At 39.9% G+C, this 24,846-nt stretch carries 24 protein-coding genes; 15 read left to right on the top strand and 9 right to left on the bottom strand.

The window, feature by feature from the left end; genetic code table 11:
- Positions 1–248: 248 nt before the first annotated feature.
- The 5 genes from IQ274_RS12885 to IQ274_RS12865 all read left to right on the top strand — a co-directional run bounded on the left by IQ274_RS12885 (position 249) and on the right by IQ274_RS12865 (position 4,954).
- Positions 249–857 (top strand): hypothetical protein, encoded by a 609-nt coding sequence (locus tag IQ274_RS12885; RefSeq protein WP_194142531.1) that lies wholly within the window; start codon positions 249–251, stop codon positions 855–857.
- Positions 858–1,088: 231 nt separating this feature from the next.
- Positions 1,089–2,873 carry an OmpA family protein gene (locus IQ274_RS12880; RefSeq protein WP_194142486.1) on the top strand — a complete coding sequence of 595 codons (1,785 nt, stop codon included), beginning with the start codon at positions 1,089–1,091 and terminating at the stop codon, positions 2,871–2,873.
- A gap of 38 nt (positions 2,874–2,911) precedes the next feature.
- Positions 2,912–3,388 carry a Rab family GTPase gene (locus IQ274_RS12875; RefSeq protein ID WP_243458467.1) on the top strand — a complete coding sequence of 159 codons (477 nt, stop codon included), beginning with the start codon at positions 2,912–2,914 and terminating at the stop codon, positions 3,386–3,388.
- Positions 3,389–3,787, top strand: a complete 399-nt coding sequence (locus IQ274_RS12870) for a hypothetical protein (protein ID WP_194142485.1) — start codon at positions 3,389–3,391, stop codon at positions 3,785–3,787.
- A 42-nt stretch (positions 3,788–3,829) separates the two neighbouring features.
- On the top strand, positions 3,830–4,954 hold the full coding sequence (locus IQ274_RS12865; RefSeq protein ID WP_194142484.1) for a sensor histidine kinase: 1,125 nt from the start codon (positions 3,830–3,832) through the stop codon (positions 4,952–4,954).
- 44 nt (positions 4,955–4,998) lie between these two features.
- On the opposite strand, the gene IQ274_RS12860 is transcribed toward IQ274_RS12865, so the two are convergent.
- Positions 4,999–7,221 carry a pentapeptide repeat-containing protein gene (locus tag IQ274_RS12860; RefSeq protein ID WP_194142483.1) on the bottom strand — a complete coding sequence of 741 codons (2,223 nt, stop codon included), beginning with the start codon at positions 7,219–7,221 and terminating at the stop codon, positions 4,999–5,001.
- 9 nt (positions 7,222–7,230) lie between these two features.
- Positions 7,231–8,238, bottom strand: a complete 1,008-nt coding sequence (locus IQ274_RS12855; protein WP_194142482.1) for a zinc-dependent alcohol dehydrogenase family protein — start codon at positions 8,236–8,238, stop codon at positions 7,231–7,233.
- A gap of 595 nt (positions 8,239–8,833) precedes the next feature.
- On the opposite strand from IQ274_RS12855, the gene IQ274_RS12850 reads away from it, so the two are divergent.
- Entirely contained in the window at positions 8,834–10,756 is a 1,923-nt protein-coding gene (locus IQ274_RS12850; protein WP_194142481.1) for a right-handed parallel beta-helix repeat-containing protein, read from the top strand.
- A gap of 502 nt (positions 10,757–11,258) precedes the next feature.
- Here the strand turns inward: IQ274_RS12850 and arsS are convergent.
- The 5 genes from arsS to IQ274_RS12825 all read right to left on the bottom strand — a co-directional run bounded on the left by arsS (position 11,259) and on the right by IQ274_RS12825 (position 15,810).
- Positions 11,259–12,248, bottom strand: coding sequence for an arsenosugar biosynthesis radical SAM (seleno)protein ArsS (gene arsS / locus IQ274_RS12845; RefSeq protein ID WP_194142480.1), 990 nt, complete (start codon positions 12,246–12,248; stop codon positions 11,259–11,261).
- A 52-nt stretch (positions 12,249–12,300) separates the two neighbouring features.
- Positions 12,301–13,260: an inorganic phosphate transporter gene (locus tag IQ274_RS12840; protein WP_163930028.1), complete on the bottom strand. Its 960-nt coding sequence runs from the start codon at positions 13,258–13,260 to the stop codon at positions 12,301–12,303.
- A 146-nt stretch (positions 13,261–13,406) separates the two neighbouring features.
- Positions 13,407–14,375, bottom strand: coding sequence for an arsenosugar biosynthesis arsenite methyltransferase ArsM (gene arsM, locus IQ274_RS12835; RefSeq protein ID WP_194142479.1), 969 nt, complete (start codon positions 14,373–14,375; stop codon positions 13,407–13,409).
- Positions 14,376–14,654: 279 nt separating this feature from the next.
- Positions 14,655–15,329, bottom strand: coding sequence for a response regulator transcription factor (locus IQ274_RS12830; protein WP_163930025.1), 675 nt, complete (start codon positions 15,327–15,329; stop codon positions 14,655–14,657).
- Positions 15,330–15,522: 193 nt separating this feature from the next.
- Positions 15,523–15,810: a Mo-dependent nitrogenase C-terminal domain-containing protein gene (locus tag IQ274_RS12825; protein ID WP_114082691.1), complete on the bottom strand. Its 288-nt coding sequence runs from the start codon at positions 15,808–15,810 to the stop codon at positions 15,523–15,525.
- Between the two features lie 377 nt (positions 15,811–16,187).
- Between IQ274_RS12825 and IQ274_RS12820 the strand changes: the two genes are divergently transcribed.
- Entirely contained in the window at positions 16,188–16,811 is a 624-nt protein-coding gene (locus IQ274_RS12820; RefSeq protein WP_163930061.1) for a class I SAM-dependent methyltransferase, read from the top strand.
- Positions 16,812–16,886: 75 nt separating this feature from the next.
- Here IQ274_RS12820 and IQ274_RS12815 read toward each other — a convergent pair whose 3' ends face one another.
- Entirely contained in the window at positions 16,887–17,384 is a 498-nt protein-coding gene (locus tag IQ274_RS12815) for a GNAT family N-acetyltransferase (RefSeq protein WP_194142478.1), read from the bottom strand.
- Between the two features lie 322 nt (positions 17,385–17,706).
- On the opposite strand from IQ274_RS12815, the gene IQ274_RS12810 reads away from it, so the two are divergent.
- From IQ274_RS12810 to IQ274_RS12775, 8 genes are all read left to right on the top strand, one after another.
- The gene (locus IQ274_RS12810; protein ID WP_163930016.1) at positions 17,707–17,907 is read left to right on the top strand and encodes a hypothetical protein; all 201 of its coding nucleotides are present in this window, start codon (positions 17,707–17,709) and stop codon (positions 17,905–17,907) included.
- 209 nt (positions 17,908–18,116) lie between these two features.
- Complete coding sequence (locus tag IQ274_RS12805; protein WP_194142477.1) at positions 18,117–18,257, top strand: hypothetical protein; 141 nt, start codon at positions 18,117–18,119, stop codon at positions 18,255–18,257.
- Between the two features lie 390 nt (positions 18,258–18,647).
- Positions 18,648–18,977 carry a hypothetical protein gene (locus IQ274_RS12800; protein WP_114082695.1) on the top strand — a complete coding sequence of 110 codons (330 nt, stop codon included), beginning with the start codon at positions 18,648–18,650 and terminating at the stop codon, positions 18,975–18,977.
- Between the two features lie 71 nt (positions 18,978–19,048).
- Positions 19,049–19,597, top strand: coding sequence for a GIY-YIG nuclease family protein (locus IQ274_RS12795; RefSeq protein WP_194142476.1), 549 nt, complete (start codon positions 19,049–19,051; stop codon positions 19,595–19,597).
- A 47-nt stretch (positions 19,598–19,644) separates the two neighbouring features.
- Positions 19,645–21,150, top strand: a complete 1,506-nt coding sequence (locus IQ274_RS12790) for a protein kinase domain-containing protein (protein WP_194142475.1) — start codon at positions 19,645–19,647, stop codon at positions 21,148–21,150.
- 681 nt (positions 21,151–21,831) lie between these two features.
- Positions 21,832–22,191: a Mo-dependent nitrogenase C-terminal domain-containing protein gene (locus IQ274_RS12785; protein WP_194142474.1), complete on the top strand. Its 360-nt coding sequence runs from the start codon at positions 21,832–21,834 to the stop codon at positions 22,189–22,191.
- 21 nt (positions 22,192–22,212) lie between these two features.
- The gene (locus tag IQ274_RS12780) at positions 22,213–22,485 is read left to right on the top strand and encodes a cupin domain-containing protein (protein WP_163930007.1); all 273 of its coding nucleotides are present in this window, start codon (positions 22,213–22,215) and stop codon (positions 22,483–22,485) included.
- Positions 22,486–23,047: 562 nt separating this feature from the next.
- Positions 23,048–23,794 carry a creatininase family protein gene (locus tag IQ274_RS12775; protein WP_012408581.1) on the top strand — a complete coding sequence of 249 codons (747 nt, stop codon included), beginning with the start codon at positions 23,048–23,050 and terminating at the stop codon, positions 23,792–23,794.
- Between the two features lie 334 nt (positions 23,795–24,128).
- Here IQ274_RS12775 and IQ274_RS12770 read toward each other — a convergent pair whose 3' ends face one another.
- On the bottom strand, positions 24,129–24,731 hold the full coding sequence (locus IQ274_RS12770; protein ID WP_163930005.1) for a type II CAAX prenyl endopeptidase Rce1 family protein: 603 nt from the start codon (positions 24,729–24,731) through the stop codon (positions 24,129–24,131).
- Positions 24,732–24,846 lie beyond the last annotated feature (115 nt).

Genomic DNA, 24,846 nt, shown 5'->3' with positions numbered 1-24,846 from the left:
ACAGCGTAGTCAGAACAGGAACAGGAGTGGAAGGAGGTTTTGTAGATAAGAGTGAAAAATCGCGTTTTCCATAAGTAGCTTGCGAAATTCATCATTACTTTGGCTAAAGATTGGATGTTTTCCTATATATTCAAGTAGATGTAATTTTTTACGTATAAATATAATTTATACTTATTAGTACCTCTGCTGTGGATATAGTATCAAAATTAACATCAAACCAAAATTTAGTTTCCCAAGGAATTAAAAATATGAACTCACCTGAAGAATACATCAATAATAATTCATCAAATATAGAAAAACAGAATTCGAATGCAAACATAAATGAGTTGCAATTTAGTAATAACAGTATGAGTGAAGGTAGAAACTTAGATAAAGTTAGAGAAATTCTTTTTGGCAATCAAATACGGGATACGGAAAGAAGATTTACCCGTCTAGAAGAACGTCTAATTAAGGAATTGGGCAACGTGCGAGATGAAACAAGAAAACGTCTAGACGCTTTAGAAATTTATATAAAACAAGAAGTTGATTCTTTAACGCAGCGCCTAAAAAATGAGCAGGTCGAGCGTGACTCTCAGGTAAAATCAGTTGCTGAAGAAAGTAAAAGCATAGTTATATCTTTAGAAAAAAAGATTACTCAATTTGATGAACAATCAACTAATAGCCAACGAGAGTTACGCGAACAGATTCTCAACCAATCTAAAAGCTTACAAGATGAGATACAACAAAAATCTCAGGAAATAGTAGCTTTACTAGAACGGGAAGCTCAAGAACTTCGCAGAGAGAAAACGGATCGTTCAAATCTTGCTGCTATGTTTACAGAGTTAGCTATCCGGCTGAATGCAGAAAATAAGTCTTGAGTTAAGGAATTGTTTGAAAATTTTTTTCCTATGAATTTTGGCACTTTTATATTCTCCCTACCCCTATGAGAAAGGGGAAATTAAAAGAATTTAAAAGTTTTAAGACAAGAATACTTTCAAAATATCCTCTACTCTAAGGGTTAAAAAAATTTTACCTATCGGCGCATCTCTCCTGTTTACAACAGAATGCTTGCTACTTGATGATAAATTGTGAATTGGGGAATTTTGGTAATGAGTGACTATTCAAATAATCCAATACCGAAAGCATCCTCTGAAGGTTTGAACAGCAACAACCAAACCTTCGAACTTAATGATGAACTAACTATACTCCGTAGTTTGCTTCTGGATATTGAGCCGACTAAACTCAAAACACTTTATGAGCGATTAGAAAACCCTCAAATTCTACCAGAAGATATTAGCAAGATGCTTCCAGAAGCTGTTATCTTGCGCTCAAAGCAAGATAAACAACTTGGGGAAGTAATGGTATCAACTGTGGAAAATGCCATTGAAGTTTCTGTTAAACAAGACCACAATGTGCTTTCAGATGCATTATTTCCAGTTATTGGGCCAGCTACTCGCAAGGCGATTTCCACGGCTCTTGAGGAAATGATGCAATCGATGAATCAAACTCTAGAACATAGCTTGTCTCCACAGAGCTTTAAATGGAGGCTAGAAGCACAACGCACAGGAAAATCATTTGCGGAAATTGTGCTGTTACGGACGCTAGTTTATCGAGTTGAACAAATCTTTTTGATTCATAAAAAATCAGGGTTATTGCTGCAACATTTAGTAACAACGCAGATAACAGTTCAAGATCCAGATTTAGTAGCTGCGATGTTGACAGCTATCCAGGATTTTGTCAAAGATTCCTTTAAGGTACAAAAAGTAGATGGGTTAAAAAGTTTACGCTTTGGAGAAGTCATAATTTGGATTGAAGAGGGGCCGCAAGCTCTAGTAGCAGCGATGATTAGAGGGAATCCTCCCCAAGAATTAAGGTTAGTTTTGCAAGAAGCGATAGAAAAAATTCACCTGAAGCTAGGTAGAGAAATTAAAAATTTTACAGGGGAAACAGAAGTATTTCAGGCCAGTCAGCCTTATTTAGAAGCTTGTCTGGTAGTTCAGTATAAATCTGCGGCTAAAAAAAATTATACCTATGCCTGGGCTTTCTTGGGCGCGATCGCGATCGCTTGTGGGACTTGGAGCTTTTTTGCAATCAGAGAACAACTTCGTTGGCAAGCATATCTCCAAAAACTCAACTCTCTGCCAGGAATTGTTGTGATTAACACCAAGCAAGCTTTTGGCAAATATTTTATTTCGGGAATGCGCGATCCCTTAGCAGTAGATCCCAATACACTAATACAACAAACAAATCTTAATCCCAAAATAGTAATTAGCCAGTGGCAACCTTATCTGTCTTTGGAGCCAGAATTTACTGCCAAAAGAGTTGAAAAATTGTTGCATCCTCCCCAAACTGTATCATTAAGGGTTGATAACAACGGTATTCTTAATGTAACTGGTTATGCACCCCGTAAATGGATTTTAGAAGCACGGAAATTATGGACATTTATTCCTGGTATTACCCAATTTCAAGACCAAAAACTCGTAGAAATAGAACTTAGCGAGTTAGAGTTATCTAAAATAAAGATAGAAAAAGAAATAATTTTTTTTGCAGAAGGAACAACTGAGTTGATGCCTGGTGAAATTGACAAATTGCCTAATTTGTTTTTATCAATCCGCAAATGTTTGGATATTGCCAAGTATTTAGGTAAAAATGTGCAGATTCAAATAATCGGACATACTAATAGTGCTGGAACAGAACGAAGAAATAGACCGCTCAGTCAAGCTCGCGCTAATAAAATTTTATCTTATTTAAAATCCCAAGGAATCAAGACAAACCAATTTCAAGCACTAACTGTAAGTTCTAGCCTAACTTCCCTGCCAGAATTAACGCCAGAATCTAAAGAATTTAATCGGAGAGTATCTTTCAAAATATTAATAAATAATACCTCTAAATAAAATTATATCAATTTATGGTTATCCAGAAGAAAATTTGTATGATAGGTGCATTTGCTACAGGTAAAACTAGTTTAGTAGGAGTGTTTGTCCACAGTATTTTTTCTGAAAAATATCATACTACTGTGGGTGTAAAAATTGATAAAAAAGCTATAGAGATTCAAGATAAAAAAATCAACCTTATCCTTTGGGATATCTATGGAGAAGATGAGTTTCAAGAATTACAAATGTCTTATTTGCGAGGTTCTGCTGGTTATTTATTAGTTGTAGATGGTACCAGATATAATACTTTACAAAAAGCTTTTGACTTACAAATAAAAATAGAAGATGCCATTGGTCGGGTTCCCTTTATTTTAGTCATAAACAAGTTGGATATAACGGATGAATGGGAAATTGAAGCTGCTGAGATAGATGATGTTACACAAAAGGGTTGGACTGTGATTAAAACAAGTGCCAAACATGGTATTGGTGTAGAAGAAGCTTTTCAAACTCTCGCTAAAAAAATATTGGATTGCTAAATGTTGGATGTCCCTGTTTTTGTAATTGCCTATATTCTAAATTTGCTAACAACAGAGTCTTCTCTTGGCTATCTGTTGGTTAATAAAGATGGTAGCCTCTTGACTTGGGGTGGAAAGTTGGCAGCTTATGGAATTACTAACCTCCATAAAGGCAAAAATGCAAAAGAGCAAGTTGTTTTTCTAGAAGGGTTACTACCATTAGATGATACTTCCATATTTCTACCATTCATCCAAACAGACTATGGCAGTTGTGTAGATATTCATATATTACCGACGAAGGAAGCAGATTGGGTATTGCTGTTAGATAGTAGCTGTGATAGAGACTACCTCTTTCCTATTCAGCAAAAAGCAAATGATTTCAGACTATTACAGGAAAAATTAAATAGAAAGTTAAATTAATAAACTAGAGTCAAAATTAATTTATCATATCAGGTTTAACTCATGAATACACCTATCACGGATGATATGCTCACAGCTTTGAACATTCTAGCGTTAGAGCAAATTGATGCAGGTTTATTTAAAATTATTGGTAATTTACCTAATTGGTTAAATCAATTTTCTTGTAACATTTTAGCATCAGGAATGAATATCTCAATACCGCAGGAAGAATTTTCTTTTTTAAATAATTTTTTAATTGATGCCGAAAAATTTTGGACTAACAATAATACTAAAAAACTCAGTTCAGGTTTATGGACTGAAATAGATGCAGATGGACAAGAATATCAATTTAAAGCTTATGCAATTTGTGTGAATAATAGAAAATTTTTATTAATCGAGGCTTTGGAAGATTCTGATCAAGAACAGCAGTCTGTTCTTCAAAAAGCTAGAGAATATCAATTGATTTATCAGCAATTACTTAAGGATAATCAAAAAAAAGATGTTCTAATTCATTGTCTTATCCATGATATAGCAGTAGAATTGAGCGCTATAAACTGCTGTTTTGCACTACTAGAATTTGAAAACTTAACACCTAAAGGAAAAGAATATTTAGAAACTGGTATAAAGCAATGTCTAAAACAAGAGATGTTGATTAAAGATATTTTAGACGCTTTTTCTACTGAAGCAGCATTAACAGAAAATTCTCATATCGATATTGAAGAAGCACCTAATATCTTAAGTTCTATACAAGAGGTAATTGAATTTTCAAAACTGAACTTTGCCCTTAATAATATACAATTACAGCTTGCTACCAATATTGATATGACAGCAGACTGGAAAGTTATGGCAGATAAATCTCGTTTAGATAGAGTGATATCTAATCTAGTAGAAAATGCTTATAGATATAGTAAACCAGATTCTATTGTGACTATTGGTCTACAACTGGATGGGCAAGATGTTTTAGTTACTATAGATGACTGTGGTTTGGGTGTACCGCCAGAAATGGAAAAGAATTTATTTCAAAAGTTTTCTCAAGGCAAAGGTAAATCAGGGAGAGCTGGTTTAGGTCTTTATTTTTGTAGAATCACACTTGAACGCTGGGGAGGTATGATTGGTTATTTACCTCGTCTTGAAGGTGGTTCTAGATTTTGGTTCCGCTTGCCTAGAGTAGCATCAGTGATGAGTTAAGAAGTGTCCTTAGTAATATTAATTACTTCTAATCGCGTGGTAAGCTACTTCAGATAAATTAGCAAATTCAATCCCGGAATTGTACGAGAAAGAGTCCATAAAACAAGAGTAATGTAAATTACACCTAAACTCCATTCATACCAAGCTAGTGCAGAGATGATGCCTGGTAAGTGTTCGTCTCGCAGGCGAATGTCGTTAAATCCTAATTTAACTAAGTTGTTGAGACTAAAATCATAGTAGTTGAGCCAGTTCCAACGGCGATCGCTCAGTAGAGGCATATATCGTTCACGAAATGTCTGATTCCTTGGTATCACTGGTAAACGCCCAATCAACAATCGTAACTGGCGAAATGTGCCATCTTCGGTGAAGTAAGAAACGTTCATTAAATCGTGATAGCGACCTTGTTGGTAAAGTCGGATCAATAATGCTAGTGGTACGGGGACAAGAATTATGAAAAGACACCCCAGTGTCAGCCAAGGCTGTTGAGCATTGCGAAAGATGGCTAGTAAGCTCAAGAATTCTAAAACGCTAAAACTGACTAATATCGCAATGGTTTCGTAGGATGTAGGAATAATTGGTACGGGATGGAGGCGGCGATAGCGATCCACTAGCCAAAATAGTAAGCCAAAATATGCGATCGCAACTCCTCCCACGCCAAACACTAACCAAAAATTTGTCCCATAGCCACTCAACAACAGCAGTACACTCAATCCCAACCAACTCCAAGCTTGCAGTAACCAACCACCAATAGAAAGGGATTCGCCAACAATTAAGCGATCGCTCAGTTGTGTGTATTTTTCTAAACCGATGTCTGCTAAAGTCAATAACTCACTACTGTTGCGAAAAGATTTTATCAGACGACGCTGGGCGATCGCTGCGGCTTGAGTTGGGGAAAAACCCAGTTTAATCAAACTTGCAACACTTGCACTATTAATATTTGTAGCTGTCAAACGGTGGCTCATTTCTACTAATCGCAGCTGTTGTTTTGTGTATTCCAGTTCATTAGCATCGGCAACTTGTTGTTGCTGACGGAAATTTTGCCCCAAATTCCGCAAGATATTTTGATTACCTTGCAATGTAGGAATGCAGAACATTTTACCAATCTGACCGGGATTACCTAAAATTTTTGCTTGGTTAGAGTTAAAAGTTAAACCAGGTACGCTTAGACAAGCTTCTGTAGAAAACCTGGCATCGCTAAAATCTGCTTGATTGAGAATGCTTGCACCTTGTAAATTAACTGATTGATTAAACTCCACTTCTCGAAATATGAGAGCTTGCTCAAAAGTCGCATCTGTTAAAAAGAGAAACTGATTAAAATTTGCTTTAGTAAACTGGGCTTGATTGGCAAAGCGGACATCAGAAAAATCAGCATTTTCTTGCCATTGCACACTACTGAATTTAGCCAATTGCTTAAAACTTGCCTGGTTGAAGTTAGCAGTCTTTTCAAAGATACTTCCTTGAAAATCAGCAAATTCCTGAAATTGGGTTTGTTTAAAATTAGCTTTTTCAAAAAAAATACTGCCCTGGAAATTGCTTGGTTGCTTGAATTTAGTATTACTAAAGCTGACGGGACGACCAAACCGGGTTTCAGCCCAATTCGTGGATTGCAGAAAAGTTGCACCTTGGGCATCCACAGACTGAAGAAAGAATGTATTAGAGAACTTCATTTCGCCATTGAAGCGAGTTTGCACGAGTTTCAAGACACCACGAAAGACAGCAATTTCACTGGCTGGGGTTGGCTCTGTTCCCAAAAGCGATCGACAATCTTTGGAGTTCGCTAGTGATTCTAGACAAATAAAGCGCAAACGTGCTAGTTCTTCTTTTTCAGTAGCTGTGAAAATCGGAGCAATAGCTTGGGCGTACAAGGAGGTTCTTAAACCCAAATCGCTACCCACAAAATCCCCTAAAATCAGGGCATAGCTGAGGTCTAAACCCAGAGGTTTTGTACCTAGCTCTTTTCGCAATAGTTGGTAAAAAGCATCACGAAAGCTAGCGTTTTCGGGGCGCAAATCAATCACCATCTTCTGCAAATCTACTGTAAAATTGCCTTCGCGGAGTGCTGGTGTATGTAGACGTTCTTGTAATAATTCCAGAGTCAGGAGTGTACGTTCTGGTTGTGTCTGCGCTGCTAAACTAGGTAGGGGGAGGAGGAGAAGTAAAACGCAAAGGAACGCAAAGGGAAGCGCAGAGGTACGCAGAGAAAGCTTTCTGGGTATCTTTGCGTTTAACCTCTGGGTGCATCTATGTTTAAAAAATAAATTATGCAAATTGTTCGATCATTCGTCGCTAATGAGTAGAACAATTTTACCCGTCACAGAACCGCTTTCAATTAGTTGGTGCGCCTTAGCCACTTCTTTTAAAGGAAACTCGTGACTAACATGAATTTTTAACTTTCCTTCATCGATCCAGGTAGCACATTGTTCGAGAATTTCTGCATGGTGCTGGAGGCTGTCTTCCAATCCTAGCAATGCTGGTGTCAGCATTAATTCTAAGCCAATGCGGAGATTGCGTAGTCTAGCAGTTTTCCAAACAGTATTGGCATCTGGTTCGAGAATCGTCACAATATCACCATATACTCGCACTGCGGGAAAGGTTTTGTGAAAGGTTTCGCCGCCTACGGTATCAAAAGCCAAGTCAACGCCTTCGCCGCCAGTCCAATCTAATACCGCTTGCACAAAGTCTGTTTGTTTGTAAAAAATTACATGGTCTGCACCAAGTTCTTTGACGAAATTAGCCTTTTCTTCAGAACCCACTGTGGTAGAAACAGTAGCACCTTTGAGTTTCGCCAATTGAATTGCTACATGACCGACACCACCAGCACCCGCATGAATGAAAACCCGTTCCCCAGGTGACAATCGTCCCCTTTCGTATAAAGCTTCCCAGGCGGTGATTAATACTAAAGGCGCTGCGGCTGCTTCGGCAAAGGAGATAGAGGCAGGTTTACGTGCCACAAACCGCTCATCTACAACGGTATATTCAGCATAATTGCCTTGGTGTGCGCCCAAGCCGCCATAGCAAAAATATACTTCATCGCCTGGGCGAAAACACTGAACACCAGCACCCACAGCCTCAACTACACCAGCACCATCACATCCTAAAATTGCCGGCGTGCGATCGGGGTAGAAAGTGCCTCGGCTACGAAGTTTAGTGTCAATGGGGTTAATGCCAGCCGCCACCAAACGCACTAAAAGTTCAGTATTCCCTACGGGAACCGCAGGGTTTGGCACTTCCTGTACTTGCAGAACTTCAGGACTGCCAGCTGCTGTCATCAAGACTGCTTTCACTATTCTTTCCTCCTGGCTTTAGATGCACATTCTTATGCAACTTTAGCGCAAGAGGGTAGACACAAAGTTCTGTCTGAAGGAAAACTGCTGTATAGCCCAGGTTCAGTTAAGCAAATTTATCTGTTAAGGCAGGCAGGGGAGGCAGGGAGAGCAGGGGAAGAATCCGTAACTCCTAACTCAGCACGGGCTAAACGCCCCGCTACCGCTAACGAAACTGTATTGCTGTATAGCCAGAAATTAAATGACATCAAGACAAATTCATGTCATCAAGCAAGCTTGTCTACTGCACACTTACAAACTTGGTGTTAATTCCGCCTGTAAGTATAAGAGTGTGGACTTTAGGGTAAAGGATATAAATTCACACGAATAAATCTTAATACTCAGGTGAAAGATAGAATGGTAGGTTTTTTACAGTTTATCTATCGATAGGTACTGGATAAAAATTTCCAAGTAGTCTTACTTCCTCCTTCCAAAGACGAGGAAGATATCCCCGTCGCAGTACTTCTTACGGTGGAAAGCCTTCTATTCTTTTTCCTGTCATTCTTTCCTCATTTCTCCGCTCCCTTGCGTCCATTGCTTTTCCCTCCTTTGAGTAATGATAAAGACTCTACGCTCCCTTCTTTCCTACGCAGCTTTAACCACTATTGCTTTAGTAGCTGTAGTCACAACTCAGTTAGTAACTACCCAAAAAACTCCTGCGATCGCTAACATTACACCTACCGTTATTCATTCGTTTAATAACAGTAATAAGTCCGATGGTTCGACTTCAGAGGCAGAATCTGTACAAAACAGCGATGGTAAGCTTTACGGTACGAGGTACGGGGGAGGCGCAAATGATAAAGACCTGATTTTTAGGGTTCCTCCTAATGATAGTAATTTCAACCTTTTCAATTTGTTTAGGGAGAAGGATGGTCAAAGGACTAATCCTAAAATTGCGGCTACCCAATCTACCACGAACTTGTACGTCTATGTGTCTCCCACGGGAAGCGACACCGGAGGCGATGGATCGCTAGGCAAGCCATTGAGGACGTTGGCGTATGCAGCAAAACGAGTTCAACCGAATCAAAACTACACGATTTACCTGAACGCAGGTGTCTATAGGGAAACGGAAGCGACGGTACTTCCGCCGGGAGTGAATATCGAGGGAGCAGGAGAATCAAGCGTGACTATCACTAGCAACAGTGCGATTCCTGCTCCAGGAATAAACACAGGTAGCACCGACTGGAGTCTTTTGCATTATGGAAGCATTATTCAGCTTGTCTCGCCTAGCTACTCTGGCTCGAGCCCTAGGTATGGGGCTCCTTCCGAGATGATTGAGGCGACAGACGGCAATCAGACCTTAAGCGGCTTCACCATAAACGGGAACGGCAAGACCATCAAAGCCGGTGTCTGGGTGGAAAATCGTAATAATGTGACTATGCATAATGTCACGTTCAAGGATTTCCAGCACAGTGGTGCAGTTTTTACCCGTGGCAATATGTGGTGGTTTGTCCCGCTTCCAGAGGGGAGGTGGATGAAGAACACAACGATATATGATTGCACGTTTATTAACTCCGCAGCAGATGGAGTATCGGGAGGATCTACCGGTAACTTGAGACTTGGAGGGCTGGATGGCGCTGACATCTACAACATTACTATCCGAGAAAATAAAGGATACGGCATCAAGTTCATGCATGTAGGTCATCTGCGTAACGTGAAGATTCACGATTGCGACATCCAGGTTCCGGAAGTTGATTCCCAGTGGAGCGAGGATGCTTCCATTGAACTTTGGAATTTGAGTTATGGAAACGAAGTCTACAACGTTACCTGTAATACGTGGTTATCGATGGTTAATCATGCAGTAATGAATGATTACCAGCCGACAGCTACACACCCAAGCAATCTCAAGATGCGAAACGTAAGAATAAAAGATATTGACGGACAAAGTGTTAAGGAGTCAATCGAGGTTGCCTTGAGTGGAGTTGAGATATCCGACTCCTACTTTCAGGATAAGGGCTTCGGTATTGCGATCTGGGGAGGGAAAGCATGGGGCGGAAGTATAGAAAATCACAACATCAACATCCACAATAATATTTTCGCAAATGTCGCTCGTAAAGTTCAATTTGGTTTCGGGAACAGTACTGCCGTCTTCATTCCCGATTTAGCTACCGACATCAAGATTCACAACAACGTATTCGATACCTTAGGGAATAGCCTACAACTCGACTCCGTAGACAGAATATCGATCAAAAATAATGTGTTCTTGAACTCTCAAGGAGACGATGTGCAAGGAGGTAAAAACATTGCTTTCACTAATAATCTCCGCAGGAATACGAACCCAGCAAAATCAACTTGGCAGATCCGATTCGCGGCTAATGCGACAAACATCCAGGGCGATCCAAGATTTACAGGTACAGGCGACCGTTGGAACCCTTACTACAAGCCGGCTTCGTCACGCAGTCTTGTGGTGGATAGAGGAACTAATGTAGGACTTCCTTACTCTGGTTCGGCACCTGACATCGGTCGATGGGAGTGGTAAAAATACTTGTTGGGTTTTGGGGGAAAGGGAAAAGGTTAAAAGGGAAAAAACCTTATATATCGAGTCTTCCAATCCTTTTCCCTTTAACCGAGCAATATTGGGAGTGGTAAGGAAAGTTGATTTAATAAAATCCAAATTTTTGGATCGGAGTTTGGCTATACCAAAGCCTTAAAGGATAATGTACAGTGACAAATTATTAATGTCATCGAGGGTGTGAAAGCTTGAACTCTCTAGTCTTAAGCTTAGAAACGGCACAGGGAACTTACAAGCTGTATCAACACAAATTGTTGTCAGTCTAAAGTGGATAAGGATTTATTTGATGACACGAATTTGTCTCAACATCATTTAATTTGTCACTGTACAAAAAGGGAAAAAACCGCGAAACATTATGTTTCACGGTTTTCAGTGTGGTGTAAGGAGCTTAACTAAATCTCATCATAAAGTAACAGCCCAACAACAACGCACTGGTAACAATTTTGGTAACAGACTTTTTTTAGCGGCCTTAGAGCAAAGCACCACCACAACTAGAACCACACCCAGCAGTACAACCATAGCAATAAGCAGCAGTTTGGATCTCACTAATCAGGTCTAGACTGCCAGCTTCTAGCAATTTGCTAACTGTTAGTGCTTCAGAATTGCCAGTTTTTGCAGGCAAATTCATCATCTGGTTAAAGTCACAATCATATACATTTCCTAGATAGTCAATTGAAAGTTGATCGCGACACATCAAATGTTCAACTGTGCCAGGATTAAAATTTGACTCTAAAAAATGTAAATAGCTACTGTACAGTTTTCTCCGTTCTAAATGTATTTTGGTTCTACCAACTGGTAGGTTGGTAATGGTGAAGAGGTTGTTAAATACAATATTAAAATGTTCTTGCAAGAACATTTTATAATCTTGTTCTAGGTTGGTCTGTTCGGGAGCTAAGGAAAATGTTTCAGTAGTGGGTAACTGGGGATTAAATACCAAGTCCAAAATTAAATTTTCATCTTTACCATAGCCGAGTTGGTTAAGCCACTGCAAAGCTTTGACTGAAATATCAAAAACGCCAGAACCACGCATTTTATCAACATTGTCTGCTAAATAGCATGGTAGGGAAGCCACAATTCTTATTTGGTGTTGAGCAAAATATTCTGGTAAATCAGCAAATCCATCTTCAAAATAAATAGTCAAATTAGACCGGACAATCACCTGCTTGCCGGTTGCTCTTGCTGCTTCTACTAATGGCTTAAATCCATAATTCATTTCTGGTGCGCCACCAGTCAAATCCACAATTTTAATTTCGGGAAATTTATGGATTAGCGAAATCAATTGTTCGCAAATTTCAGGAGAAAGTTCTTCTGTACGTTTTGGTCCAGCTTCGACATGACAGTGTGTACAGGCAAGGTTACAACGCTTACCTAGATTAATTTGTAAAACAGAGATCCCCTTTTTTTTGAAAGGGAAATTTAGTTTATTTTTAAATGGTGTAATTTTTGATTGAGTTTGCATTAGCTACTATTCCTTAAATATGGCAAATATGGCAAAAATATACTCAATGTCTCTAACCTTGTAATAATCGGTAAATTATTCCACTAATAATTGCAGCAGTAGGTAAAGTTAAAATCCACGATAATAGTATCTGATAAAAAACACGCATGTTGGCTTTTTTGCCAGTCAAACCGACTCCAAAAATAGAACCAACTGAAACATGAGTGGTAGAAACCGGAAGTCCAAACAGACTAGCTGCAATCACTAGAATTCCAGTTACTATATTTGCTGATAAGCCTTGAGGAGGATTCAATGAGGTAATCTTTTCACTCATGGTGACAGCAACTTTTTGAGAGTTGAGTAAACCGCCAAGTGCCATTGCGATCGCAATTGTGATCATTCCTCCCTGAACTGAAAAATACTCAATAACTAGAATGAGTGAGGAAATCTTGGGAGTATCATTTAATCCTCTAGCAAAACTCACAACTCCGGCGCTGAGAAAATGGCAAGTATCAATCATTTTTTGATTGACTGGTAGGTTCCATTTGGAATTTATATAGCCAGATAAGCTGTAAATTGCTGCTCCGAAAGGAATGGCAATGATCGGACTGAGAAATAAAGGCAAAACAAAGGAAGTTCCCAAAACGGCAAAATTGACTTTGAGTCCGATCGCAACTAAACCAGCGCCAACTAGCGCACCTATTAAACTGTGAGTTGTGGAAATGGGAAACCCCATAAGGGTTGCTATCAGTACAGTTAGACCAGTAGCGATCGCAACTGCGAGATGAAATTCTGGTGAATTAGCGATCGCATCAGGTACTAGTCCTTTACCAGAGAAGTTTTTAATTAGTGTACTTGCCAAAAAAGTTGCAGTTGCTGCACCACCTAAAGTTGTGAAAGTTGCCCACAAAATTGCTGTTTGATAGCTACTAGTTCGGCTACCAAACAACGTTGCTACCCCTTTAAAGTTGTCATTGGCACCATTAGAATATGCTAAAAAAAGCGTAGCGATAAATAAACTAATTAACAACATTTTGGGGCTTATAAGAAAGAAGTCAAAATTGAGAATTCAGAATCAAGAATGCAATTAGTGAAATATTAAAATTGTGCATTCATTTTCCAGTTGCACAGAGTTATGAATAATTCTAACTACTGACACTTGAATTCTTTTTTAAGAAATTAACAGCAACCACCACCGCTATAGTGCCAGGTTGAGTTGGTAACAATTATTTCTGCTGGCTTGATAGCTGCAAGTTTAGCGGCAGTTTTATCACACACTGCTGCAGGAATACCTCGCTGGAGTATGTGTCCTGCTGAGTCATCGAAGAAGGGTTTCAAGCCAGCATAAATTGCTGTTTTTCCAGTGAAAATACAAGCACCATCTTCTGGAATATCAACTTTAAAGGAGACAGAATCCAGGCTTTCTAAAAGTAGGTGTTCGTCTAAGTTATAAGTCTGAGAATCTAGTAGGCGATAAGGACGACGGGCGCGAATTTCAACCTGACCAAAGCCAGCATTTGTAATCCGTTCAGTATACTCTTGATATGTGAGTGCGCCTGATAAACACATGGCTCTGAGTCGTTCATCTTGTTGAAGATGTGCTGGAATTTGACTAGTGGCAATTGGATCGCTCATCTGCAAACGTCCGCCTGGTTTTAATACCCGATAGGCTTCTTTTAAAGCACGGTTTAAATCTTCTGGTTCAAAGATGTTGAAAAGACAATTCTGCGCCACGATATCGACGCTAGCATCAGCAACGGGTAAGTTAAAAGCATCACCTTCGCGGATTTCTACAAAACTCGTGTCAAACCACGGGTTTTCTTGAGCAGCAATTTCCAGATTGCGTGCGGCTGCTTCCCGCATGGCCCCAACCGGTTCAACGGCAATTACAGCACCTGCATAGCGGGAAAAATAAGCGAATTGCAACGCTTCTAAGCCTCCACCAACGCCGACATAAAGCACAGTAGGCTGATTTCCTAGTTCGGTGGAGTGAACAGTGGTGCCACAACCATAGTTCATTTCCTGCATAGCCAAAGAAATTTTCAACCCTGGTAGTTGCAGGGGTGTACTTTGCACACAACAAAGTCCAACTTGCGGGGTTTCGGCAACTTCGCGGTAGAATTGCGCCGCTGTTTCTAGATAAGTCATGCAGTTTTAGATTTTTAGATGATGACAGCTTTGTGCATCCTAATATAATTAACCCTGAGTTGGATGAGTTATTGCTCAAATTGCCAAAAACCCCAAATCTTCCTGGAACAGAAAACTTTGAGGTTTTATCGTTATTTCACACTAGATAGGGGATGAGGGAGCAGGGGGACAAGGGGACAAGGTGACAAAAGTTTAGAACTTACAACAAGTCTTTCCCCTTATCCCCAATTCTCCTTGTCCCCAAGTCCTCTTTCCCATTCCCCATTCCCCATCTCAAATTCAATCATGCAATGTGTAGCCGACACCACTCACAGTTTGAATGAGACACTTTTCGTTATTGGCTTCAAGTTTCAGACGCAGGTAGCGTATGTGAAGTTCGATGATGTTGGCATCGCCCATGAAGTCGTAAGCCCAGACTTCTTGTAAAATGCGATCGCAGGTAATTAGCTGTCGTGGATGGGCCAGTAAATATTCCAGTAAATCAAATTCCTTAGCAGTTAACTCAATTAACCTTTGATCTCGGTACACTTGGCGCGTGCGACGATTTAAACTCAAGTCTTCAAATTCTAAAACATCTGCACTGTCTACTTGCCAATTTCTTCGCAGGTGAGTGCCAACTCTGGCTAATAATTCATCAACACTGAAGGGCTTAACGAGGTAATCATCAGCACCAGCGTCTAAGCCTACAATGCGATCGCTTACTTCATCTTTGACGGTTAATAATATTATTGGCAATTTATCACTAATATTTCGCAGGTGGCGGCAAATTTCTGACCCCGATAAGCCAGGCAACACCCAGTCTAAAATTACTAAATCTAGATGTAACTCACGCGCTGCGGTGAGTGCAGTTAATCCATCGTAGGCAATACTGACTTGATAGCCTTCATAATTTAATTCTAATTCGACAAATCGCGCCAGTTTGACTTCATCTTCAACCAGTAAGATGTGCGTCATGATGATATTAATGATTTCAGCAGGGTACGGTAAGCAACAATACGGTCTGGAAACACTTTAGCGAGGTGCCAGCTACTTACATAGCCAAACATCTAAATTAGGTGTACGTTAGCTTAGTATAAACCTGAGTAAGTAACAACAGTATATTTGCAAATACCAATGGCTGCTTAATCAAAGAACATCAAACTGACTATTAGCAATAGCTTGTGACATCTTCACCACATTTATCGGCAAGATAACAGAGCGCTTTAAAACGCAAACCAACCACTTCCTCATATAGGGGATTTAATTTACACATCGGAGGAATATGAAATAGCTTTCGACCAAACAGTGTGATATCTTGCTCAAAGGGACACTGAGCAGGAATAGCTTTGCATAAGAAATGAGCCAATTTGGAGTTATGAATTTCTATCTTTTCCAACCACTCGCGCACAGGGTGTAGTAAATCATTGTGTGACCGTACTTGAATAAAGCTTGTCATAATTTTTCACCTTAATAATTTCAAACTAGATTGAGTTTGTTCTATTTGAACCTCTATAAATACATACACTTAGGTTCTATAGTTTTATGCACTGATTCCTAGTTCGTTCGTTCTCTACAAAGATAGAATGAATCTCTAGGTACACTGTAAACTACACATTCAAGGATCAAAATTCCTGATGATTTCTACAATTTCCAAAAACTTTTGCAACAAATGAATCGGCTAGCTGTAACTCACTGGGTTGGGTCAAGAACCGCTATATTGTGCCAAACGCTAGGCTAGATATTGCCGGACTGCAAAACTATAACCAAATTCTGGGAGGCGCAGCTAAACTTACCCTAAAAAAGCATCAAGCTTTAAAGAAGCTGCGAAAACTTATGACTGATAACTTCTTCAGTAACAAAAAGCTACTTTTTGACCGATGGGCACCAAGTTATGACTGGCTCTTCCCTTCAGTGTTTTATCGAGCCATTCACAAACGCTTGCTGGAGTACGTCGATTTACCAAAGTCAGCAAATGTACTTGATATCGGTTGTGGTACTGGCCGCTTACTTGAGCGCCTTGCTACTCAGTTTCCTGACCTGCGGGGTACTGGATTGGATTTCTCTGCTAATATGTTGCGGTTAGCAAGACAGAGCAACCATCACCGTCCACGTTTAATTTATATCGAGGGCAAAGCTGAGTCTCTTCCCTTTGCTGATGGTCAATTTAATGCTGTTTTCAGCACTATCAGCTTCTTGCACTATTTGGAACCAAAACAGGTAGTTAGTGAGATAGCACGGGTACTTTCTCCCGGTGGACGCTTCTACTTAGTTGACATTAACATTACTTCTAAAAAAGACGCAGAACCTCAATTATTGCCACTTACTCCCCGTGGAATTAGACTCTACAGCCCTAATCAACGTCAACTTCTTGGCTCTTCTGCTGGGCTATTGTGTTTGAATCACCACTATTTATTAGGGCCAGTCTTACTAACAATTTTTGCTAAACCTCCGATTTGAAAATAGAAAATTGGAAAGAGTAAAAGATTGTAAACAGCTTGTATCAGTCATTGTTCTCTATATCTTAATTACGAATTACGAATTAGTATGACCTCGATATTCCATAAACACCACAGGAACTTTGAGCAGCCTTTTAGCTAATTGTGACAACCTAAATTTATCGTTGAGCGTAGACAAACCTGTTGTTTTGGGAAATTGTGGCAAGTCTTCAAAAGATATTGGTGCAAAATTAAAACGACTGTAAAACTGTGCCAATCGTTCACCTAAACATTCAAGATAAAGTGGTTGCGTTGCTGTATTAATCAAATGCTGCGTTAGCAAAGTACCCAAACCGCGACCTCTCCAAGCTGATGCAACGACCAAACTACCAAGTTCTTGTGCCCCTGAAAAATTACGTAGCTGTCCGCAAGCTACGAGATTATCACCGCATTCAATTACCCAAAATTGCTGCCAGTTTAATTGGGTTGGGTCGAGTTTCGCTGAGAATACCAGCAATCGAATCGACCACTTATCCGCCAAGGTTGCCTTGCGAAGGACACATCCAGATGGTAACGGTGAATTACTCTGGTTCATTAATTACACTTTGATAGTTTGGATCACAATCATCACACGATATTATTCACTTAGATCATTTGCCATTCTCTGTCAAGCGTCAATAAAGCAATTCTAAAAGCATCTCGGATATCAAATCTGTTCTAAGTTGTCCTTTAACGACGGCAAGCATTCTAAGGTTAGCAAATTTCATAGTTATGAATTTTTGTCATCAAAGATGAGTAGTACTAAACAATACTTCCGATAGAGGGACAATCAGCGATAACTAGATTCTGGATAGATGTACTCAAAACCCAAATTTTCTTAAGATAATCCCAAGAATAAATAATTAAGGAATGTCATCATGGCTGAACAACAAAAACAAAAATCTGATAATCAAGAAACTACGCCTACTGCTTCTGGTGGCTACCAAACCCCCATCGACGAAAGTATCCGCAAAACTGGCGATGCTGAAAAGAGTGATGCTAAACCCAGTGCTACGCCAGAAGCACCAGGAGAGGATGGTATAGCAGGTAGCCCCAATCAGGGAACTGAATCACGTTAATTGGTTTTAACTTTCCCAAGTTTGAATAATCTTCTTGGGGTTTTTTAGTAACCCCGATTTACTAAACTTTGAGTGGATAGTTGTGGTTTATATCACGATTATTCACTCATTTTTGTTGTGCGAGAATGTGGTGCGCTAAGTACGTAGGCGCAGCCCCAATACTGCTCGGTTAATGGACTTCTAAATAAAAAAATACTCAACTACTTATTGTGGGGTGGACATCTTGTCCGCCCATAGCCAAGGGCGGACAAGATGTCCACCCCACAGGATTTTTTGGAAGTCCCAACAAAGCCCTGAGAATGTTGGGTTTCGTTCCTCAAACGCCACTTGCTACCCTGCGGGAACGCTAAGAGCGAACAAGTCGGGAAACCCGCCCAACGCAGTGGCTCCCCAACCTACCTGGAGTAGTTTTGCATTCTGGCATTGTTATGTATTTTATTTTACCTCTTACTAAAAAAATGATTTTTATTCACTTAGTTAGTGCTTGTGCAGAGCTATACCCTGTAGAGCAATTCGTGACTTGCCCCTACGGTAAATCGGGGCTTTCACTGCTTTTTTGCCTACTGAAGTTTGTCAGCAAAGCGTTAAGAAAAAATCACCTATCCCTGAAAATCTGCTCAACTTCATGATTCTTAATCATGCCAGCTTCCTCTAGTGGCTGACAGAAGTCCCACAATCCAATAGGCTGATCTTAAAGTAGTGATTTTTCACTGAGTCGTTAAGAACTACCTATACAGAAAATGTCTCTTAAAATAGTCCAGAACTTTGATGGCAGTTTCACTCTTGAAGCACAAGCCCAAGAAACTTTATTCAACTTATTGACAAGCGATGCTTTCTTAAACCAAATTCGCCAACAATTGCAGTGTGAGCAAATTAAATTTACAGAATTAATTTTCCAACCAGTTCCTTATAGCTTAACGACAACGAAAGGAATGCCAGCAGAGTTTGAAAAGTATCATGAATCTGATGAATATGCCATCATCAATGTACCACCAAATTTTATGTTTAGTGCTAAGATTTTTAAACCCAGTCGCCTTTGTGCAATTTACCAAAAATTGGGTAATGGGTAATTTAAAAGATAGTTTTCCCTAATTAGCAATTTTCCATTCTGAAGGCAAATAGTAAGTTTAATATTTGATGTATGGCTCTTGAAACGAATCTTTCTTCTTTGGCAGCCTTGGAATACATTCCTTACATTGATGATAGCGGTCAATTACCTGAACAATTTCAAGGTAAAATCGGGGTGTATGCTATTTTTGACCAAGAAAAAGTGCTGCAATTTGTAGGATACTCTCGTGATGTTTATCTCAGCCTCAAGCAGCATTTAGTCCGTCAGCCACAGCAATGCTATTGGGTCAAAGTTCAAACTATTGAACGCCCTAGTCGCACAATTTTAGAAAATACTGAAAATGCTTGGATTGCTGAAAATGGCGGTGTACCTTGGGGAAATGGGGATAACAAGGAAAAATGGACTCATCCCATTGATGTCAAATTGATAATGACACCTGACGAACAGGCAAAATATCAAAATCCAGCTAATGATGAATTAGCACAAATGAAAATTATTAAAAATGTGGCGCGAAGAGTAGAAGCAGAAATTTCAACGCAATTATTAGAAGTGCGTGGTTTACAAATGCAAATTCGCTTCAATCCTAAATTGAAAGAAGAAGGTTTACTAGATTTGAAATGAAGGTTGTTTTGGGAAAACTATCTTATGAATATCGCTTATAATCTCCCATGACAATACAGATGCTGAACGATCGCTATCAAGTTATCCGCACACTGGGCGCTGGTGGGTTTGGTGAAACCTATCTAGCAGAAGATACCTATATGCCCTCAAAGCGCCGTTGTGTGGTTAAACAGCTAAGACCAATTCACAATAATCCCCAAATTTACCAGTTAGTGCAAGAGAGGTTTCAACGCGAAGCAGCTATTCTCGAAGAACTCGGTGGTGCAAATGACCAAATTCCAGCATTATATGCCTATTTTTCCTCTGGAGGGCAATTTTACTTAGTTCAGGAGTGGGTTGAAGGCGATACCCTAACTGGAAAAGTTCAAAAGCAGGGACTATTTAGTGAAGGCGCTGTCCAGGAATTATTCATGAATTTATTACCCGTCCTGGATTATGTTCACTCTAAGCACATCGTTCACCGCGATATTAAACCCGATAACATCATTGTGCGTCATCGTGATGGTAAACCAGTGCTGATTGATTTTGGCGCTATCCGGGAGTCAATGGGAACCGTAGTAAATTCTCAAGGCAATCCTACCAGTTCGATTGTGATTGGTACACCTGGCTATATGCCGAGTGAACAAGCCGCAGGTAGGCCAGTTTATTCGAGTGATTTATACAGTTTAGGAATGACGATAATTTACTTACTCACTGGTAAACAGGCGCAACAACTAGAGACGGATTCCCAGACGGGTGAAATTGTGTGGCGACAGTATGCGAGTCATGTTAGTCCAATCATAGCAGGAGCGATTGATAAAGCGATCGCATATCATCCGCGCGATCGCTACCCCACAGCTAGAGCAATGCTGGATACTTTGCAGAATATCGCAAATCCAATTCCACCAACGCAACCCATCTTGACTCAACCGACTATAGTTTCTGCACCACCACCTCAGACAGTGGCTGTCAAACCACAGCCGAATCCTCAAGGTAATAGTCAGAATAATATCCTTATGGGCAGTTTGATTGCAGGTGGGCTAATCGGTGCATCTGTGATTATTAGCCAGGTATTAACAAAACCTACTCAATCTACAGCAGACAAAACGGTGTTACCTTCAGAAACTCCGTCAAATGTCACCAGCCCAGTCATAGAAACTCCTAAATTTATACCAACTACCCCATCTGTTCCTACTCAAACCCCATCTGTTCCTACTCAAACCCCATCTGTTCCTACTCAAATTACACCTACCCCAACGACATCAATACCGCCAGTTGGTACCACGACCGTCAACACTTATTTATGGCTTTCCCAAAGACTTGTAAGTGATGCAGATTTGGATGGTAAAGACGGTTTTGAACTAGATATTATGCGAAATTCGATTTTTGCTAGTCACGGCCGCCGTTTTGATACTCCTGGATTACAAGATTATTTTGACAACCAACCTTGGTATAAACCTATATATTCACCAAAAGCGTTTCCATCTAAATTACTGTCAAAATTAGAGCAACAAAATATCGAGTATATCAACAAATATCAAGAACGTTACGGCTTGAGATATTTTAAGAAATAAGTTTAGGCAAGAGGCAACTGGAAAGAAGGCTTTTTGAATTGCACTGAGTTTTTTCAAAAATCAATCAAATATGAGCCTTATATGTTGGTAGGGGCGTACTAGTGTAAGCGGTTACACTCGATACATTTATTGCAAATATTCTTGTAAATGCTATAACTTCTAAGTATATTAGCTTGAACTTATCAAAGGATTTATTGCTACTTATTAGATAATATCTAGGTTATCTAGTGTAATATACCAGACAAATCACTAGATATTTAATAGCCTAAAATCGCTAGATATTAGAGACTAGTCCTACCGAAGCCTATATAGAGTGAGAGCTAAACTGTTTTTTTCTACGCCAAATTCCATCTCTAGATACTAGGCCGTTTCAGAACCAGGCATTTATATTTAATATATAAAATTGCTATCTCGGAGATTAGCAATCCATAAGTTAAAGAAATGCCATTTTTATAATTTCTTTGTTATTTTGTATTTAACGGGACAGTTCTTCCCGATTTGGTGGGCTTAAATAACAATTAGTTAGACAATTTCCCTCCAAAGATGCATGTAAATTCTTTGTATTGTGCTTATTTTTCTGCATAATTTCCAAGCATAATGCAAATTGGCTTGACAGATTAGATGGTAATATTCCAATTCGGCAAATAGTTCATCTACACAAGGAAAACCTTGCCTACTACTATGCTTAAAATAAAGAATCAGCGTATTTTTTTGTCTGCGTTTATTCAACCTTTAGGACAAAATAATCAAGCAGATAGCAAAAAAGAACTAACTAAACCTAAATTAGATTTATTGCAACCATTACGTCAATGGCTGGATGAAATTGAGATTCAGAATCAGAAATTAGCGAAATTTATTGCTAAACTGATTCCTGCTCAGTGTCCATTCGAGCGTGATATCAAGCTTTTTGGTCGCAAAATAGGACACATTCCGCCAATGTGCAAACTCAATCCACTTTATAACGAACTTGTCTACTTGCGTTTTCGCGCTTTGTGTTATTTAGTAGATCAGTGTGGAGAGGATATTCAATCCTACTGCTGAACATAACTAGAAAAACGCAACATGGAAATTCAAATTGAGCATCAGCCCAGACAAGAACGCCTCAATGAATTGGGTGTCTATAAATGGGATATTTGGAGAAAGGAAGTCTCAAAATTCCCTTGGACTTATGATTCTCAAGAAACTTGCTACTTTTTGGAAGGCGATGTGGTTGTTACTCCTGATGGTAGACAGCCAGTGCAAATGGGTAAAGGCGATTTGGTGATTTTTCCGGCTGGAATGTCCTGTACCTGGGAAATTACAAGCGACGTGAAAAAACATTATTACTTTGATTAATCAACAGTTAAGATTGATCCCCATTCTTTTCTTGATGATCTACAAAACCAACATCTCACAACATCTCATAAATTTAGATTTTTCTTATAGGTGGGGTTCGCAACGAAGCTCGTAGGATAAAGTAACATATTTGGTAAATTGCTTGTATCCATATCTGTCAAAAATCGTTGCGACTCCATCCCCTAAACAATATTTATAAAAATAGATAGCCTCATTTTCTCCACATTTGGCAGAAAGTTGATGGCAGATATCTAAAAATATAAAATTCATTGATCCCCGACAATTTTAGCGAAGTCGGGGATCTTGTTATTGAAATTTATCATCGCGATCGCCACTACTGGGAATCTTGGGAGTTCATAATCAAGTTAGTGGGAGTTCAATACTTTTCGGATAAACCTAATAATCTCTCTTTTGGTCTGGGGAAAGGTTAAAGGGCAATGGGAAAAGGGAAATTCAAACCCTTTCCCTTTCCCCTTTTCCCCTTAACCGAAAAGTATTGAGATGCTATTCAGCAGAGAAGGGTTTCGTCTTACCGCAATTTTATTGAGGAAAATCATTAAAAATGTTACTGCATTTGAGTACTTGGCAAGAAGTCGAAGCTTATTTACAGCAGTCGAAGGGGATTATTTTCCCTATTGGTTCTACAGAACAACATGGGCCAACGGGGTTAATTGGTACTGATGCCATTTGTGCAGAAGCGATCGCAGCTGGTGTGGGTGATGCAACTGGCGCGATCGTTGGCCCTACAATCAATGTGGGCATGGCACTGCATCATACTGCTTTTCCTGGCACAATCAGTCTGCGTCCTAGCACTTTAATTCAAGTAGTTCGAGATTATGTAACTTGTTTAGCCAAAGCTGGTTTTAGCAAGTTCTACTTTATCAACGGACACGGTGGTAATATTGCCACCCTCAAAGCGGCGTTCTCCGAAACTTATGCCCATTTAGAAGATTTACAGATTGCCAATGCTCAACAGGTGCAATGTCAAGTGGCAAACTGGTTTATGTGCGGTTCTGTATATAAGCTAGCTAAAGAGTTATATGGGGATCAAGAAGGTTCTCATGCAACACCAAGTGAAGTAGCCCTCACCCAATACGTTTATCCAGAAGCGATTAAGCAAGCACCCCTTTCACCAGAAGTTGCAAGCGGACACAGGATTTATAGCGCAGCTGACTTTCGAGTGCGTTATCCAGATGGACGCATGGGATCAAATCCTGGTTTAGCAACACCAGAACACGGGAAGCAATTTTATGATTTGGCGGTGAAAGAACTCAGCAATGGATATTTGGAATTTGTGAACGCAGATTGAAGGGGGCAGGGGGCAGGAGGCAGGAGGCAGGGGGTAGAATGCAGGAGATAGAAGGCAGGGCAATACGGTTCGGTTAAGCCAAGAGACGTGATAAATCGCCGCCAAGACGAAGGATTGATTATTGTAGAGACGGCGATTTATCGCGTCTTTATGATTTAGAATTTTCATCAAAAAACCCTAACCGAACCGTATTGAAAGGCAGGGGGCACGAGGTAGAAGGCAGAAAGTAGAAACTCTATCTAATGTGTGAGTACTGCATTTGTACCCTTTCCCTTTCCCTTCTTAACCGAAAAGCCTTGGGGCTATCTATGCCTACGCACTAATTCCTACAAGCTCAAAATTTATTTTTTAATTGCCGCAATTGCCACATTTTCCAGAAATAGCTAGAAATCCAATTGGTAATCATGTGAGCGACAATCGGCACTAATAGGTTGCCCGTAAGCAAGGCGCTATATGCCAATATCATCCCAACAATTGTTGCCCAAATCACATAAGGCCATTGTTGAGAACCACTAAAATGTAAGATGCCAAAGCAAAAACTAGATACAATGACAGCCAGATGATCTAATCCTAAAGCTGACAGCATTACACCTCGAAATAACAATTCTTCACTCAACCCTGGTAGTAAACCGAGCCAAATTAAGTCTGGTAAGGCTAAGGGCTTCAGTACCACTTCTAGATAATAATCTGCACTTTTTCGATAGGGAGTCCAAACGCGATAAGCTATGCCACTTAACGCGGTAATGACGAATCCCAATCCTACACCCAACAGCAAATCTTTCTCGTCCCACTTCCAGGAAAAGAGGGAAAAGTTGCCAAAGTGCAACGACAGTTTGGCGACTATCAACAAAATGATTGCAGTCGCTCCCATCGCCCCAAGTACTTGGATGCGTGTCAGATATGGAATTTCTGGCTCTTGTTTTTGTTGTTCAACCACAGGTTTTTAGGGGAAGGGGCAAGGGGAAGGGGCAAGGGGAAGGGGGAAGGGGGAAGGGGGAAGATAGAACTTCCAACTCCTGTACAGACGCGATTAATCGCCTCTCTCCTAACTC

Origin of the sequence: Nostoc sp. LEGE 12447, from assembly GCF_015206985.1 — a bacterium.
Lineage (GTDB): Bacteria > Cyanobacteriota > Cyanobacteriia > Cyanobacteriales > Nostocaceae > Nostoc.
This window is presented reverse-complemented; position numbering and strand designations above follow the sequence as displayed.

What these genes read in the sequence shown, in the direction of transcription:
- IQ274_RS12885 (WP_194142531.1), top strand. Translation starts at nt 249, where the DNA reads ATGAACTCACCTGAAGAATACATCAATAATAATTCATCAAATATAGAA.
- IQ274_RS12880 (WP_194142486.1), top strand. Translation starts at nt 1,089, where the DNA reads ATGAGTGACTATTCAAATAATCCAATACCGAAAGCATCCTCTGAAGGT.
- IQ274_RS12875 (WP_243458467.1), top strand. Translation starts at nt 2,912, where the DNA reads ATGATAGGTGCATTTGCTACAGGTAAAACTAGTTTAGTAGGAGTGTTT.
- IQ274_RS12870 (WP_194142485.1), top strand. Translation starts at nt 3,389, where the DNA reads ATGTTGGATGTCCCTGTTTTTGTAATTGCCTATATTCTAAATTTGCTA.
- IQ274_RS12865 (WP_194142484.1), top strand. Translation starts at nt 3,830, where the DNA reads ATGAATACACCTATCACGGATGATATGCTCACAGCTTTGAACATTCTA.
- IQ274_RS12850 (WP_194142481.1), top strand. Translation starts at nt 8,834, where the DNA reads ATGATAAAGACTCTACGCTCCCTTCTTTCCTACGCAGCTTTAACCACT.
- arsS (WP_194142480.1), bottom strand. Translation starts at nt 12,248, where the DNA reads ATGCAAACTCAATCAAAAATTACACCATTTAAAAATAAACTAAATTTC.
- IQ274_RS12840 (WP_163930028.1), bottom strand. Translation starts at nt 13,260, where the DNA reads ATGTTGTTAATTAGTTTATTTATCGCTACGCTTTTTTTAGCATATTCT.
- arsM (WP_194142479.1), bottom strand. Translation starts at nt 14,375, where the DNA reads ATGACTTATCTAGAAACAGCGGCGCAATTCTACCGCGAAGTTGCCGAA.
- IQ274_RS12830 (WP_163930025.1), bottom strand. Translation starts at nt 15,329, where the DNA reads ATGACGCACATCTTACTGGTTGAAGATGAAGTCAAACTGGCGCGATTT.
- IQ274_RS12825 (WP_114082691.1), bottom strand. Translation starts at nt 15,810, where the DNA reads ATGACAAGCTTTATTCAAGTACGGTCACACAATGATTTACTACACCCT.
- IQ274_RS12820 (WP_163930061.1), top strand. Translation starts at nt 16,188, where the DNA reads ATGACTGATAACTTCTTCAGTAACAAAAAGCTACTTTTTGACCGATGG.
- IQ274_RS12815 (WP_194142478.1), bottom strand. Translation starts at nt 17,384, where the DNA reads ATGAACCAGAGTAATTCACCGTTACCATCTGGATGTGTCCTTCGCAAG.
- IQ274_RS12810 (WP_163930016.1), top strand. Translation starts at nt 17,707, where the DNA reads ATGGCTGAACAACAAAAACAAAAATCTGATAATCAAGAAACTACGCCT.
- IQ274_RS12800 (WP_114082695.1), top strand. Translation starts at nt 18,648, where the DNA reads ATGTCTCTTAAAATAGTCCAGAACTTTGATGGCAGTTTCACTCTTGAA.
- IQ274_RS12795 (WP_194142476.1), top strand. Translation starts at nt 19,049, where the DNA reads ATGGCTCTTGAAACGAATCTTTCTTCTTTGGCAGCCTTGGAATACATT.
- IQ274_RS12790 (WP_194142475.1), top strand. Translation starts at nt 19,645, where the DNA reads ATGACAATACAGATGCTGAACGATCGCTATCAAGTTATCCGCACACTG.
- IQ274_RS12785 (WP_194142474.1), top strand. Translation starts at nt 21,832, where the DNA reads ATGCTTAAAATAAAGAATCAGCGTATTTTTTTGTCTGCGTTTATTCAA.
- IQ274_RS12780 (WP_163930007.1), top strand. Translation starts at nt 22,213, where the DNA reads ATGGAAATTCAAATTGAGCATCAGCCCAGACAAGAACGCCTCAATGAA.
- IQ274_RS12775 (WP_012408581.1), top strand. Translation starts at nt 23,048, where the DNA reads ATGTTACTGCATTTGAGTACTTGGCAAGAAGTCGAAGCTTATTTACAG.